10 protein-coding genes are annotated in these 13,173 nt (G+C 36.4%); 6 read left to right on the forward strand and 4 right to left on the reverse strand.

Annotated elements, in window-relative coordinates; genetic code table 11:
* Nucleotides 1-12: 12 nt before the first annotated feature.
* Nucleotides 13-3,144, reverse strand: coding sequence for a SusC/RagA family TonB-linked outer membrane protein (locus FAF07_RS08160; protein WP_142784634.1), 3,132 nt, complete (start codon nt 3,142-3,144; stop codon nt 13-15).
* 127 nt (nt 3,145-3,271) lie between these two features.
* Between FAF07_RS08160 and FAF07_RS08165 the strand changes: the two genes are divergently transcribed.
* The gene (locus tag FAF07_RS08165; protein WP_142784635.1) at nt 3,272-4,021 is read left to right on the forward strand and encodes a DeoR/GlpR family DNA-binding transcription regulator; all 750 of its coding nucleotides are present in this window, start codon (nt 3,272-3,274) and stop codon (nt 4,019-4,021) included.
* 9 nt (nt 4,022-4,030) lie between these two features.
* On the forward strand, nt 4,031-5,308 hold the full coding sequence (locus FAF07_RS08170; RefSeq protein ID WP_142784636.1) for a D-alanyl-D-alanine carboxypeptidase/D-alanyl-D-alanine-endopeptidase: 1,278 nt from the start codon (nt 4,031-4,033) through the stop codon (nt 5,306-5,308).
* Nucleotides 5,309-5,321: 13 nt separating this feature from the next.
* On the opposite strand, the gene FAF07_RS08175 is transcribed toward FAF07_RS08170, so the two are convergent.
* Both FAF07_RS08175 and FAF07_RS08180 read right to left on the reverse strand, forming a co-directional pair.
* On the reverse strand, nt 5,322-6,785 hold the full coding sequence (locus tag FAF07_RS08175) for a M14 family metallopeptidase (protein ID WP_142784637.1): 1,464 nt from the start codon (nt 6,783-6,785) through the stop codon (nt 5,322-5,324).
* Nucleotide 6,786: 1 nt separating this feature from the next.
* Nucleotides 6,787-7,359 carry a peptidoglycan recognition protein family protein gene (locus FAF07_RS08180; RefSeq protein WP_142784638.1) on the reverse strand — a complete coding sequence of 191 codons (573 nt, stop codon included), beginning with the start codon at nt 7,357-7,359 and terminating at the stop codon, nt 6,787-6,789.
* Between the two features lie 41 nt (nt 7,360-7,400).
* Here FAF07_RS08180 and FAF07_RS08185 point away from each other — a divergent pair, with 41 nt between their 5' ends.
* From FAF07_RS08185 to FAF07_RS08200, 4 genes are all read left to right on the forward strand, one after another.
* Nucleotides 7,401-8,432, forward strand: coding sequence for an IS630 family transposase (locus tag FAF07_RS08185; protein ID WP_142784028.1), 1,032 nt, complete (start codon nt 7,401-7,403; stop codon nt 8,430-8,432).
* Between the two features lie 364 nt (nt 8,433-8,796).
* Nucleotides 8,797-9,219, forward strand: a complete 423-nt coding sequence (locus FAF07_RS08190; RefSeq protein ID WP_142784639.1) for an OsmC family protein — start codon at nt 8,797-8,799, stop codon at nt 9,217-9,219.
* A gap of 29 nt (nt 9,220-9,248) precedes the next feature.
* On the forward strand, nt 9,249-10,943 hold the full coding sequence (recJ, locus tag FAF07_RS08195; protein WP_142784640.1) for a single-stranded-DNA-specific exonuclease RecJ: 1,695 nt from the start codon (nt 9,249-9,251) through the stop codon (nt 10,941-10,943).
* A gap of 3 nt (nt 10,944-10,946) precedes the next feature.
* Complete coding sequence (locus tag FAF07_RS08200; RefSeq protein ID WP_142784641.1) at nt 10,947-12,215, forward strand: MFS transporter; 1,269 nt, start codon at nt 10,947-10,949, stop codon at nt 12,213-12,215.
* Here FAF07_RS08200 and FAF07_RS08205 read toward each other — a convergent pair.
* Entirely contained in the window at nt 12,212-12,964 is a 753-nt protein-coding gene (locus tag FAF07_RS08205) for a UDP-2,3-diacylglucosamine diphosphatase (protein WP_142784642.1), read from the reverse strand. The genes FAF07_RS08200 and FAF07_RS08205 overlap by 4 nt on opposite strands.
* Between the last annotated feature and the right edge of the window lie 209 nt (nt 12,965-13,173).

Genomic DNA, 13,173 nt, shown 5'->3' on the forward strand with positions numbered 1-13,173 from the left:
AATTCTTTTTTTTTAAAATATAACATTAAGACCAAATGAATAGCTCTGGCTTAAAGGAATGCTTAAGCCGGCGAACCCATAAACGTTACTTCCTGCGCTATATTGGTTTCCCTCAGGATCAAAACCGTCAAACGGTGTCCAAAGCAATATGTTATTAGCGCTCAAGTTTAAACTAAGCCTGTCTATATTTAAACTTTTGGTAATATTAGATCCAAAATCATAGGTTAATCCAATATTCCTGAGTTTAACCCATGAAGCATCTTGGACTATAACTTCAGAAGCTCTATTATAACGTGTTGAACTTCGATAATAGTTTTGATCGATTAGAACTTCGATGGTATTTGACGTAAAACCTCCGTTCCCATCATCCATAACACCATCAAGTACCGTATTTACATTACGGAAACCAGTAATGCCACGTACCCCATTTCTAATCGTATTACGCATGCTAGAATCGTAGAGGTCGCCTCCTTTTTTGTATTCTAGAACAAAATTAAATCCGAAACCTTTATATTTAAAACTATTTGTAACGGATGAAATAAAGTCTGGGAATGCATTTCCAACAATTACCCGCTCGTCTAAATTCACACGAGGCAATCCGTCTTCTCCTATATAGCGTTCGCCATTTTCGTAGCGCCATTTATAACCATATAAAGTTCCCATTTTATCGTCCTCCCTAACCTCTGAAGTTACTCCCGCAAAACCAGAATCGGCAAAAATAACAGCTTCAATATCATCGGGAATATCTAAAACTTTGCCTTCACTAGTGGACCAGTTTAATATCATGTTCCAGGTAAAGTCTTGTTTTCTGATAATATCAGCACTTAACAAAAGTTCATGGCCATAAACTTCATAATCCCCTGCATTTCTGGTAATAGCAGATAACCCAGACGAATAGGCTGTGCCTACGTTAAATATCTGATCTTTAACCCTAGTTTTAAAATAAGCATAATCTAAACGGATACGATTGTCGAAAAACCTTAAATCTGCACCAAATTCTGTAGATTGATTGCGTTCTGGTATAATATCTAAATCGCCAAGTGTTGTACTTCTTCTATAACCTCCTGCTCCCCCAAAAGGAAAATCACCATCAACTACAAAATATTGTCCTACGTCACCAAAACCAGGGCCTTTGCCAACTTCTGCCCAAGATGCTCTTAGCTTTCCAAAAGAGAAAACGTCGTTATCCCCAAATAGACCAGAGATATCATAAGCCAAACTCACCGATGGATAAAAGAACGATCTGTTTTCTTTTGGTAAAGTTGACAACCAATCATTTCTACCTGTCAATGTTAAGAATAATTTATCTTTGTAAGCCATTTTAAGTTCCCCGAATACACCCATATTACGTAATTGGGTTACCGTATTATCAAGGAAAAAATTCGTGGTGTTTCTTATTTCATTTACCCCAGGGACATTTAAACCTTCGCCACGTGCTTCGTCGTAATCTCTTTTGGAATCGGAAATTTGATGGCCTAATGTTAAATCGGTTGTGAAATTTTCACTCCAATCCTTAGTAAAGGCTACCAATAAGTTAGATTCCAATGCTGTAAAATTAATGTTTTGGTTTACAATAAAACCACCAACACTACCGCCGCCATCTAAATCTGGTCCAACATAACGGTTACGCCTGTCGGAATAATTATCAATTTGTGCAGCATAGGTAACAGTTACCCATTCCTTTGGCACCCAATTAAATGTAGCGTTGCCTACCCAACGGTTTACCTCGTCGGTAAGACCACTGGTTTCCAATAGATATCTTGGATTATCAATAATTCCAAATGAATAGTCACGTTCGGTACCGTCAGGGTTAATATAGTCATTGATTGGAAACGTACCAGAATAGTAAGCTAGGGCACTCATAACCGATCTATCTCCACCATTTGCTCTTCTACCACCAGAGTTTGTATAGGCAATGGAACTATTAATGGTGAAGTTATCAGTAACTTTATAGCCAGCTTTTAATCTAAAGTTGGTTCGATCAAAATTTGTATTTGGTAAAATACCTTCATCACTACTGTTTCCTACCGACAAAAAGTAGTCCATAACATCTGTAGCACCACTAATGCTTAAGTTTATTTGTGTATTGACTCCTGTTCTGAATATATCATACGGACTATAAAACCGGTCGTTGGATAGATCTATAACCTCTCCATCTTCGGTAGTAAATGAATCCTCGGCATATTCTGGTCCCCATGACCAGAATGTCGTACCTCCAAGTCTTGTAAAACCAGTCTCTGTATTTGGAGTGTATAGATTTCGTGGAGCATTATTAAAGCCTTCTCGATATTTGGTTTGCAAATCAGTAGTTGTTTCAACATTTCTAATAGTTGTGGAAGCGGTTAAATTTATTTTTGCTTTCCCTTGTTTTCCCTTTTTCGTGGTAATTATAATGGCACCATTAGAAGCTCTAACCCCATAAAGCGCTGTTGCTGCTGCTCCTTTTAAAACACTATAGCTTTCTATATCTTCTGGGTTAATATCTCCACCTCTGTTTGAAAATGCAAATTGTTCTGAACTATCTACGGAGTTTGATCCGACACTGGGTCTAACCTCCCCAGAGAAGGTGTCGTTATTAAGTGCCAAACCATCCACAATAATTAGCGGTTGGTTGCTTCTAGATGGGTTAACCGAGGTAATACCTCTAATTAAGATATCGACCCCACCACCGGCAGATCCAGAAGTTCTATTAATTTGTAGACCTGCAACTTGACCCTGAAGGGCTTCAAGCGCATTGGTTTGCCCTGTAAGATTAACGTCAGAAGCACTTATTTGCGTCACAGAATATCCTAAAGATTTCTGTTTCTTGGCTACACCAAATGCAGTAATAACAATTTCATCTAGTTTTCCAGTACCTTCTTCTAGACTTACGTTTAGTAGAGAACCGTTTATAGCAAGCTCTTTAGTTTTAAATCCTAAAAAAGAAAAGATCAAAATATCGCCTTGTTTTGCGGAAATTTGATAGTTCCCATCAAAATCAGTCGAGGTTCCATTGCTTGTTTCTTTAACTTGAATATTTACACCTGGTAACGGAATGTTTGAAGTATCCGTAACCGTACCGCTAACAGTAATGTTTTGAGAAAACAATAAACTAAATGCAGCTGTAAAAAAAACAAGGAAAGAGAGGGTAGTTTTTTTTTTCATATAGATTAATTTTGAGTTAATAGTTACTCAAATATATTATTTTTTATGCTGTTTTGTGCAGTTTTTTGCATTTTTTTTGCATTATTAGTTGGTTTGTTGGATATTTATAGAGAAAAAATTAAAAATTATGTTAAAACAAGAGCGCTATCAAATAATTTTAGAGAAATTAAAAGTTGACAAAAAGGTGCTTTCAGTTAAGTTAAGTGAAGAATTATCAGTTTCAGAAGATACCATTAGAAGAGATTTAAAAGACCTAGAAGCTAAAGACTTGATATATAAAGTATATGGAGGCGCTTTATTAAAAGAAAATAGGATTTTATCGTACGACGAGAGAAGTGTTTCAGATATTGCGGAGAAAAAGAAAATTGCAAAGAAAGCGGTAAATTTAATTTGCAATGGCCAAGTTATTATTATGAGTGGAAGCTCAACTAATTTAGAATTGGCTAAAATTATCCCTCCTAAAATTAATGCCACTGTATATACTTATAGCTTACCAATTGCCACGCAATTGTCTCACCACCCTTCGATAGAAGTGATTTTTATTGGAGGAAAATTGAATAAAGAAGCTCAAGTTACGGTTGGTATAGATTTAGTAAATCCAATTTATAATATAAGTGCCGATATTTGTTTTATGGGAACCGATGGGATAGATATTAGTAGAGGTTTAACAGAACCGAACTGGGAAGTGTCACGTATTAAAAGCAGTATGATCCATGCTTCTAACTATGTAGTAGTCATGTGTATTAGTAATAGGGTGAATTCTGTAAAGCGACATTCCGTGGTGCCTATTAAGGAGATTGATGCTATCATTTCCGATATAGATCCAGGTGATGAAATGTTTAAAGAGCTTAAGTCCATAGGTTTAACTGTTATTTAATCTATAAGCATGCCCGTATTTGGAAAAAAAATACTTTTCTTAGCCCTGTTAATAGCTGTTTTACATAGTTGTAAATCTAGCTATATAACTAATAACATCACTAAAAAAATTGAAACCCCTTTTTATGATAATCAATTTACGGGACTCTTAGTTTACAATCCTAAAACAAACGATACCGTTGTTAAGTATCATGCTGATAAATATTTTATTCCTGCAAGCAACACAAAAATATTCACCTTATACACCGCACTAAACACATTACCAAATAGAATTCCTTCTTTTAAATATACTATAAAGGCCGATACCATTACCATACAAGGAACAGGAGATCCTACTTTTCTGCATCCTTTTTTTAATGATAGTACAGCATTAAAAATGGCTAGAAATTACAAAAAGGTCAATTTAGTATGGGGTAATTTAGAGGATGATAAATTTGGACCCGGTTGGGCTTGGGAGGATTATGACACCTATTTTAGTCCAGAACGAAGTAGCTTTCCAATGTACGGGAATGTAGTAACAATTAATGGTAAAGATAGTTTACAAAGTACACCAAAAGCACTAAAGCAAAATATTCAATATTCCGAAACATCCAAAAGAAGGAATTATAACGATAATATCTTTTTTTATAATTTAAAGAAACGACGAGATACGATAGAAATCCCAATGGTGATCGATACTTTTTTAATAGAAAAACTATGGCAAAGTATCTTGCCGGGAAAAATATCAATATCCAATTACGCTGAGAAAAAGATGGAGTATGTTGCTTATAGCGTTCCTTCAGATTCTTTGTACAAACGAATGATGGAAATAAGCGATAACTTTTTAGCAGAACAAATGTTAATTCTTTGTTCTTCTGTATTTTCAGACACCTTAAGCTCAAGTAAAATGAGGGAACGCATTTTAGAAAACGAACTTAAAGACTTAAAACACCCACCTCGTTGGGTTGATGGCTCTGGGTTAAGTAGATATAATTTATTTACACCTACCTCTTTTGTCCAAGTGCTCACAAAATTATACAATGAAATTCCGCAAGAACGCTTATTTAATTTGTTTCCTGTTGGAGGGAAATCGGGTACATTAAAAAAATATTATTCGGGAAACGAAAAACCGTATATTTATGCCAAATCAGGAACTGTTGGAAATAATTATTCTCTAAGTGGTTATTTAATCACAAACTCCGGAAAAATGTTAATTTTTAGTTTTATGAACAATCATTACACCAACCCAACAGGTGAAGTAAAAAAACATATGCAATCCGTTTTAGAATGGCTTCGTGATAATTATTAAAAATTCAAAGGGATCATCTATAGATTAATGCATTTTTAAAATGACTTTCCTTAGTCTTTAAATTAATTAAGAACCCATTAATTAGCGCATATTCAATTTCGTTATTTCTTTCCAATAAAAAGGAAGGGATCACTCCCGGTTTTAAAACAAGTTCAGGTGTTTTATTCCCAACTCTAATTAAATTAATGGGTTTGGAAGTGGCTCTTATATCTTCGGGAAGGTCTTCTATTTGTAAATAGATATACCCTGATTTTAAGAGTCCATAAATATCTAAACTAGAAGTGTATTCTATGGATTTAAATATTTTTGGATAGACGTTCCCCTTAACAATTCTATAACCAGTAGCATCAAAAACTTTATAACCGTAATAATTAGATAAATCCCCTTGATCCATGATTTTACCTAAGTTGTAAAAATCTGTTTGATTATCATTATCTATTTCCAAACGATTAATGCCTAAATCAATTTTATAATCGTTACCTAATAAATTATAAGTTGCTCCTACAATTTTTAAGTTAAATAACTTACCATCATTTGGAGGTATTTTTTTATAATCTTTAAGAGAGATGTTTTTATAATTTTCTTTAGCTATGCTATAAATACCTGACAGTATAGACACATAGTTTAACCTTCTGACTTCCTGTTTTTCTATATCGTTTTTATAACCACCGGATTCAATCAAAATAGTACTTGTTCCCCATTTTTGTATATTATCGCCAAATGCCCTAGGTTCAAAATCATCATCATATCTGCCTACTTGTCCGGGCGCATATTTTTGAACAATACGATTCATGTACACGATGACCTTCATGGCATCTGCACGCACATTATTAATGTCTTTTTCATAATTGTATGCAGGCGCTAAATATGAAATTGTTGCTGGTTTGTCTGTACGTTCGACGTTATAATACATACTTTGATCATGCAAATTGAATCCAAAATCAGCATTAAGACTATCTCTTACTCGTTTTAATGTTTGACTTTCTGGCGATTGTAGCCTTACAGCATCTCTATTAATATCAATTCCTAAAGCATTCCGTCTTGTATATTTTTCAGCACCATCCGGATTTAAAATGGGTAAAAAATGAAGGGTTAAATTACTTAGTACAGTTTCCTTTTCTTCTAGAAATTCAGGACTGTTTAAGAAATTAAAAATATCGAAAATAGCTTGGGTCGCCGTTGGTTCGTCTCCATGCATTTGCGACCATACAAGCACATTTGTTTTGCCCTTTCCAATACTAATCAATGTTAAATCCCTCCCTTCAATAGATTGTCCTACTTTCTTTACTGTGTATTTTGGGTTGTTTTTAATTTTAGCAATTAATGGCTGGATGTCGCTGTGTTTTAATCTTCGTTTACCAATACTGGTCTCTTTATAACTATTATAAGTTTCGTATATTTTTGAAGTAAGCTTACTGTTTTGGCTAGAAACAGACATCGAAATTAATAATACTATAGCTTTTAAAAAGTGATTCATATCAATTGACCAATTTTTTAGGGGCAGATTTTAAATGAAGTTGTTTGGTGCCCTCTTTAACAGCATTTAAAAAATCCTCTCCCGGATCTGTTTTTTCTGTCCTGTAACCAGCATCTTTTTCTAGCCATAACTCATGACCTTCAAAATTTGTGTATTCATAATGTCCAATTAAATACGCAATATCATATTTTTTTGCTAGATATTTCACCAACCAAATATTGGCATTTACTTGCTTTTTTGTTAAAGGAGTCTCTTTTGTCCCACCAACATTTTCAACACCAATGGCACAATAGTTTAAACCAATTACATGTCTAGCCATGATGGTTTCTGGCATTAAGCTATAAATAGTGCCATCTCGATCTACCACAAATTGAGAAGACACATTTAAGCCACTTACAGATTTAATATCCGGTCTCCAATTTGGTAATGCTGGTTTATTAAAAGCTTTAAATGTTTTTTCAAAAGTAGTGATAGCTGTCCAATGTAAAACAATTATTTTTGGTATTATGGTAGGGGATTCTTGTTCTAAACCATAACGATCGGCAAGATAGTCTAAGGTTATTAATAAGAGCATAAATTAGTTCTTATTCTGAAAATTTTACGTATCTTTATTGTATGAAAACAAAGGTGAAGAAGCGTAAGAACCAAGATGCCCAAGAGGAAACACGGTTGCGTGTGGCCGATTATCTCCGCAAGAAATTGGGCACCCAGAGACAGGCCGCCGAGATTTTCGGTATCACCGAGCGTTCGGTAAACAAGATATGGGCGCGGTACAGGGCCGGCGGCAAGCGCGCGCTGTGCAGCAGGAAACGTGGTGTGCAGGGCGGCATGAAACTCAAGAAGGACCAGGCCCATAAGGTGCGGGAACTTATCAGGGAAAAACTTCCCGAGCAGTTGAAGCTCCCCTTCGGACTTTGGACAAGGGAAGCCGTACAGCAGCTGATATCGCAGAAGTTCGGCGTCGAGCTGTCGCGCTGGCAGGTAGGGCGCTACCTGAAAAAATGGGGGTACACTCCCCAAAAGCCCATAAGAAAGGCGTTCGAGCAAAAGCCGGAAAACGTACGGAAATGGCTGGAGGAAGAATATCCGGCGATAGAAAAAAGGGCAAAGGCAGAAAGAGCGATAATATACTTTGGGGACGAGACGGGCTGCAGGAGCGACCACCAGGCAGGCAAGAGCTATGCCCCTAAAGGAAAAACGCCTATAATAAAGGCAACGGGGAAAAGATACACGGTCAATATGATCTCCGCAATAAGCAACAGGGGGCATCTGCAGTTCATGTTGATGGAGAAGGGCTTCAACAGCGAGGTCTTTAAGATGTTCTTGCTACTGATGATAAAGTATAGCAATAAAAAGATATTTTTCATTACCGATAACCATCCCGCCCACAAGACCATCAAACTTGACCAATGGCTAGAGGAGAACAATGATAAGATCGAAGTATTGTTCATCCCGCCCTATTCCCCGGAACTGAATCCCCAGGAATACGTCAACCAAGATCTGAAGACCAATATTATCGGCAAGAAAAGGGCGATCAACAAGGAACAGCTAAAGGAAAATATCAATGATTTTATGAACAAAAGAAAAAAGGACAAACCACAAGTGAAAAAATATTTTCATCACAGACACGCCAGATATGCTGCCTGACAATCTTATAAGAACTAAATAACCTAACGATTAATAACTGTTTTCGTTCTTCATTAAAAATGATGGGCTTAGAAACTATTTTTTTTGATACACTACAGGAAAGTTGCAGCAGGAGGACTAAGCTAATTGTAAAATATTTCATCTTAAAATTATTTCTCTTTAAAGATTGGATAGGTAATATTAAACATGGGTTTAAAGATATTAATTTATCATTATAAATGATGTTTTCCTTTTTTTAACGCGTTCAATATCAAAAGGAACCAAAAACAATAGAAGTTAAAATTATACAAATGTAAGTTTGTATGGTGATTGTTTTAAGTTAATATATGTTATTTTTGAACATATAAGAAACAATTCAGAAAAAATGAAAAGTCAAATTACCACGAAATGGTTGGGAGAGATGAGGTTTGAAAGCACCAATCCGTCAGGGCATAATCTATACATAGATGCCGGGGAAGAAAATGGAGGCAAAGGGGAAGGCTATCGTCCAAAAGCGTTGATGCTGTCTGCGCTAGCAGGATGCTCCGGTTTAGATGTCGCATCCTTAATTAAAAAGATGAAGTTAAAGGTTGATAATTTTAAAATTGATATTGATGCTAATTTAACGGAAGAACATCCTAAGTATTATGATAAAGTAGTGATGCATTTTCATTTTTACGGTTCAGATTTAAATGAAAGCAAATTGCAAAAGGCGGTGGATTTATCTATTGAAAAATATTGTGGGGTTATGGAAATGTTTCGTCAATTTTCAGAATTAAGTATAGAATCACACTTTCATAATAATTAAAAAGTTCATTTCTCAAAAGAGCATAGCATATGCGTTGGACCCTCAAACCAAAACCAGAAGCACAAAAAATTGAAGACCTACAGAACATGCTGCAAGTAGATGCTACTATTGCCGCCTTATTATTACAAAGGGGTATTGAAAGCTATGATAATGCGAAACGATTTTTTAGACCAAGCCTTAGCGATTTACATGACCCATTCTTGATGAAAGATATGGACAAGGCCGTAGCCAGAATTAAAAAAGCGGTGGCCAATAAAGAAAACATCTTGGTTTATGGCGATTATGATGTTGATGGTACCACGGCGGTCGCGCTAATGTCATCGTATTTAAAAACGAAGCATGAACTTGTGTTCACGTATATTCCCAATAGATATGATGAGGGATATGGTGTGTCGTTTAAAGGCATTAACTTTGCTTTGGAAAATGATTTCACACTTATCATTGCATTGGATTGTGGCATCAAGGCTGTTGAAAAAGTAGCATATGCCAAAACATTAGGAATTGATTTTATTATTTGTGATCATCACAGACCATCAGATACCATTCCTGAAGCCGCAGCTGTTTTAGACCCTAAACAAGACGATTGCAACTATCCTTATAAAGAATTATGCGGATGTGGGGTTGGCTTTAAGCTCATACAGGCACTGGCCTCAAAAGAAGGCAAAACTGCCGAGGATTTAGTAGACTATTTAGATTTAGTTGCCACGGCCATTGGCGCGGACATTGTGCCTATAAATGGTGAAAATAGAGTATTGGCATATTTTGGTTTGCAGGTGATTAACAGTAATCCACGACCTGGAATACAGGCTATTTTAAATCAAGTTGAAAAGACAGAACTCACCATTACAGATGTCGTGTTTATTGTAGCTCCTAGAATTAATGCTGCTGGACGTATGAAACATGGCAATTATGCGGTGACCCTGCTGTCTGAAGAGGATACAGAATTAGCTGCCAAGTATGCTTTAGAAATTAACAATTACAATTTGGATCGACGAGAGACGGATAAACAAATTACCGAAGAAGCCCTTCAACAAATTGAAGACAATCAAGAAGGCAACCGGTTGACGACGGTTGTTTATCATAAAGATTGGCACAAAGGTGTTATTGGTATAGTGGCCTCTCGATTAATAGAAACATATTATAGGCCTACTTTAGTGTTTACTAAAAGTGGTGACAAGCTAGCAGCTTCGGCGCGATCGGTAAGAGATTTTGATGTTTACAATGCCTTGGAAGCATGCAGCGAACATCTTGAACAATTTGGAGGTCATAAATATGCCGCAGGGTTAACCTTAAAAGAAGAAAACTACGAAGTCTTTAAGCAAGCTTTTGAAGATGAGGTTTCTAAAACTATAGACAGAAATCTTTTAGTACCAGAAATTAAAATCGACTCTCAGATAGATTTAGAATCCATTACACCAAAATTTTACAGGATTTTAAAACAGTTTGCACCCTACGGACCTAGCAACATGACCCCTGTATTTGTATCTAAAAACTTAGTGGATACGGGTTATGGAAAATGTGTTGGTGCAGATAAAACGCATTTACGATTAACAGTGACGCAAGCATCTACTTCAAAAAATTTGGTGTGTATTGGATTTAGTATGGGTGATAAATATGACTTGGTACGTGATAATAAATCCTTTAAGGCGGTATACTCTATAGATGAAAATGAATGGCGAGGACATGTTAGTTTGCAGCTCAAACTACGAGATATTAAGCCGTAATTGATGACGAAAAAAGATCCTTACGCCGCCTTACGAATAAAAGAATTCAACATCTTTCTACTGGTACGTTTTGTGCTTGTTTTTGGCTGGTCTATGCAGTTTATAGTTATTGAATGGCAGGTGTATAGTTTAACCAAAGACCCTTTATCATTAGGAATCATTGGGTTAATGGAAATTATTCCAGCCTTTAGCATGGCGCTGTTTGCGGGTCATATTGTAGACCAAAACGAAAAGAGAAATTTATTAGCACTTTGTATTGCGGCATTTTCGTTAATAAGCCTAGGCCTATTTTTATTGACCTGGCCTAAAATTGTAGCCGATTGGTCCACGAATATTATTTTATATTCTATTTATGCACTGGTGTTTTTTGGAGGTTTTTTGCGTTCCTTTTTTGGACCCACTATATTTTCTTTAGTGGCTCTTATTGTTCCCAAAAAAATCTATCCCAATGCCGCTACCTGGAACAGTTCTACCTGGCAAATGGCATCGGTTTTAGGGCCTGCTTTTGGAGGTTTTTCTATTAGTTGGTTGGGTGTTCATTGGTCGCTTTGTATCATTTTCGGTCTAGTGCTTCTGTCATTATTTATATTATTTAACATCAAGCGCAAACCTATTTTGAATCCTAAAATAGGAGAACCCGTTATCCAGAGCTTGAAAGAAGGGGTTCGTTTCGTTTTTAAAACAAAGGCCATCTTAGGTGCTATGACTTTAGACATGATCGCTGTTCTATTTGGAGGAGCCATTGCTTTGCTACCCATTTTTGCGCAAGATATTTTAAAAGTTGGTAGCGAAGGTTTTGGTGTTTTACGTGCTGCTCCTGCCGTTGGCGCTTTTATAACCATGTTGGTTACGGCTTATATTCCTATTAGTAAAAACGCCGGTATGAAATTGTTGGCTGCCGTGTTTGGTTTTGGAGTGTGTATTATTGTTTTCGGATTGTCTTCTATATTCTGGATTTCTGTATTGGCTCTGTTCTTTAGTGGGATGACCGACGGCGTTTCTATGGTGATACGACAGACCATTTTACAAATAAAAACGCCCGATCATATGCGGGGTCGTGTATCATCTGTCAATTCTATGTTTGTAGGCTCTTCAAATGAATTAGGTGCGTTCGAAAGTGGTTTGACCGCTAAACTTATGGGCACCGTTACGGCTGTTGTGTTTGGAGGCACAATGACTTTAATAACAGCTGTAACCACCGGATTGGTATCGCCGTCATTTAGAAAGTTAGATCTAACAAAGGATTTGGAAGCGCACGAAAATGATGCTTAGTATTCTTTAAGATGAAAGTGTTCTCCATCAAACACGCCGTAGGTATAATAGGTAATCCAATCGCCTAGATTAATGTATTTTGAGTCCGTGTTAAGATTGATTTCCAAGGGTAAGTGGCGGTGACCAAACACGAAGTAATCACGGTGTTTTTCTGCAAGTTTTCGTTTACTGTATTGCACGAGCCATTCCTTATCTTCACCTAAAAATGTGGCATCATCATCCCCAGAAATTAATTTGTTTTTAACGGATAAATATTGTGCCACTTTCATACCAATATCTGGATGAAGCCATTTAAAAAACCATTTAAAAACAGGGTTGGTAAAAATTTTTTTCATGCGTTTATAGCCCTTGTCATATGGGCCTAAGCCGTCACCGTGGCCAATAAAAAAGGACTTGCCATTATAGGTGAATTCTTTGGGTTTGTGGTATACCGGAATGCCAAGTTCATCTTCAAAATACCCGTGCATCCATAAATCATGATTGCCCACAAAGTAGTAAATTGGAATACCAGCATCGCTAATTTCGGCTAGTTTTCCTAAAGTACGCGTGAATCCTTTTGGAACCACAGTTTTATATTCAAACCAAAAGTCGAATAAATCGCCCAAAAGAAAAATGGCAGAGGCATCTTTCTTGGCATGGTCCAACCACTCAATAAATTTTTTTTCGCGTGGGCGTGAGGCATTTTTTGTGGGTGCACCAAGGTGATTGTCTGATGCGAAGTATATTTTTTTTCCTTCTGGAATTTGCATGTGGCAAATATAAAGAATCTGTTGGTTTTAAAATGACAATTTATTTACCGTAAATTGTAGCTAACAGTTTTTGCGTTAGGGATTGATGCGGCATCCTTTTTAAATTAGCCAGTACGATATTAATTTTCAAGTAAACAATATATAGATAGCCACGTCGCTTACGCTTCGCTATGACGTTTTAAAAAGATATAGCGGAAAGCCCGACCCTT

The organism is Changchengzhania lutea (assembly GCF_006974145.1).
Taxonomy (GTDB): Bacteria; Bacteroidota; Bacteroidia; order Flavobacteriales; family Flavobacteriaceae; genus Changchengzhania; species Changchengzhania lutea.

Bases quoted from the DNA above. Each gene is read 5' to 3' on its own strand.
- FAF07_RS08170 (WP_142784636.1), top strand. From the start codon at position 4,031: ATGCCCGTATTTGGAAAAAAAATACTTTTCTTAGCCCTGTTAATAGCT.
- FAF07_RS08160 (WP_142784634.1), bottom strand. From the start codon at position 3,144: ATGAAAAAAAAAACTACCCTCTCTTTCCTTGTTTTTTTTACAGCTGCA.
- FAF07_RS08185 (WP_142784028.1), top strand. From the start codon at position 7,401: ATGAAAACAAAGGTGAAGAAGCGTAAGAACCAAGATGCCCAAGAGGAA.
- FAF07_RS08165 (WP_142784635.1), top strand. From the start codon at position 3,272: ATGTTAAAACAAGAGCGCTATCAAATAATTTTAGAGAAATTAAAAGTT.
- FAF07_RS08180 (WP_142784638.1), bottom strand. From the start codon at position 7,359: ATGCTCTTATTAATAACCTTAGACTATCTTGCCGATCGTTATGGTTTA.
- FAF07_RS08190 (WP_142784639.1), top strand. From the start codon at position 8,797: ATGAAAAGTCAAATTACCACGAAATGGTTGGGAGAGATGAGGTTTGAA.
- recJ (WP_142784640.1), top strand. From the start codon at position 9,249: ATGCGTTGGACCCTCAAACCAAAACCAGAAGCACAAAAAATTGAAGAC.
- FAF07_RS08200 (WP_142784641.1), top strand. From the start codon at position 10,947: ATGACGAAAAAAGATCCTTACGCCGCCTTACGAATAAAAGAATTCAAC.
- FAF07_RS08205 (WP_142784642.1), bottom strand. From the start codon at position 12,964: ATGCAAATTCCAGAAGGAAAAAAAATATACTTCGCATCAGACAATCAC.
- FAF07_RS08175 (WP_142784637.1), bottom strand. From the start codon at position 6,785: ATGAATCACTTTTTAAAAGCTATAGTATTATTAATTTCGATGTCTGTT.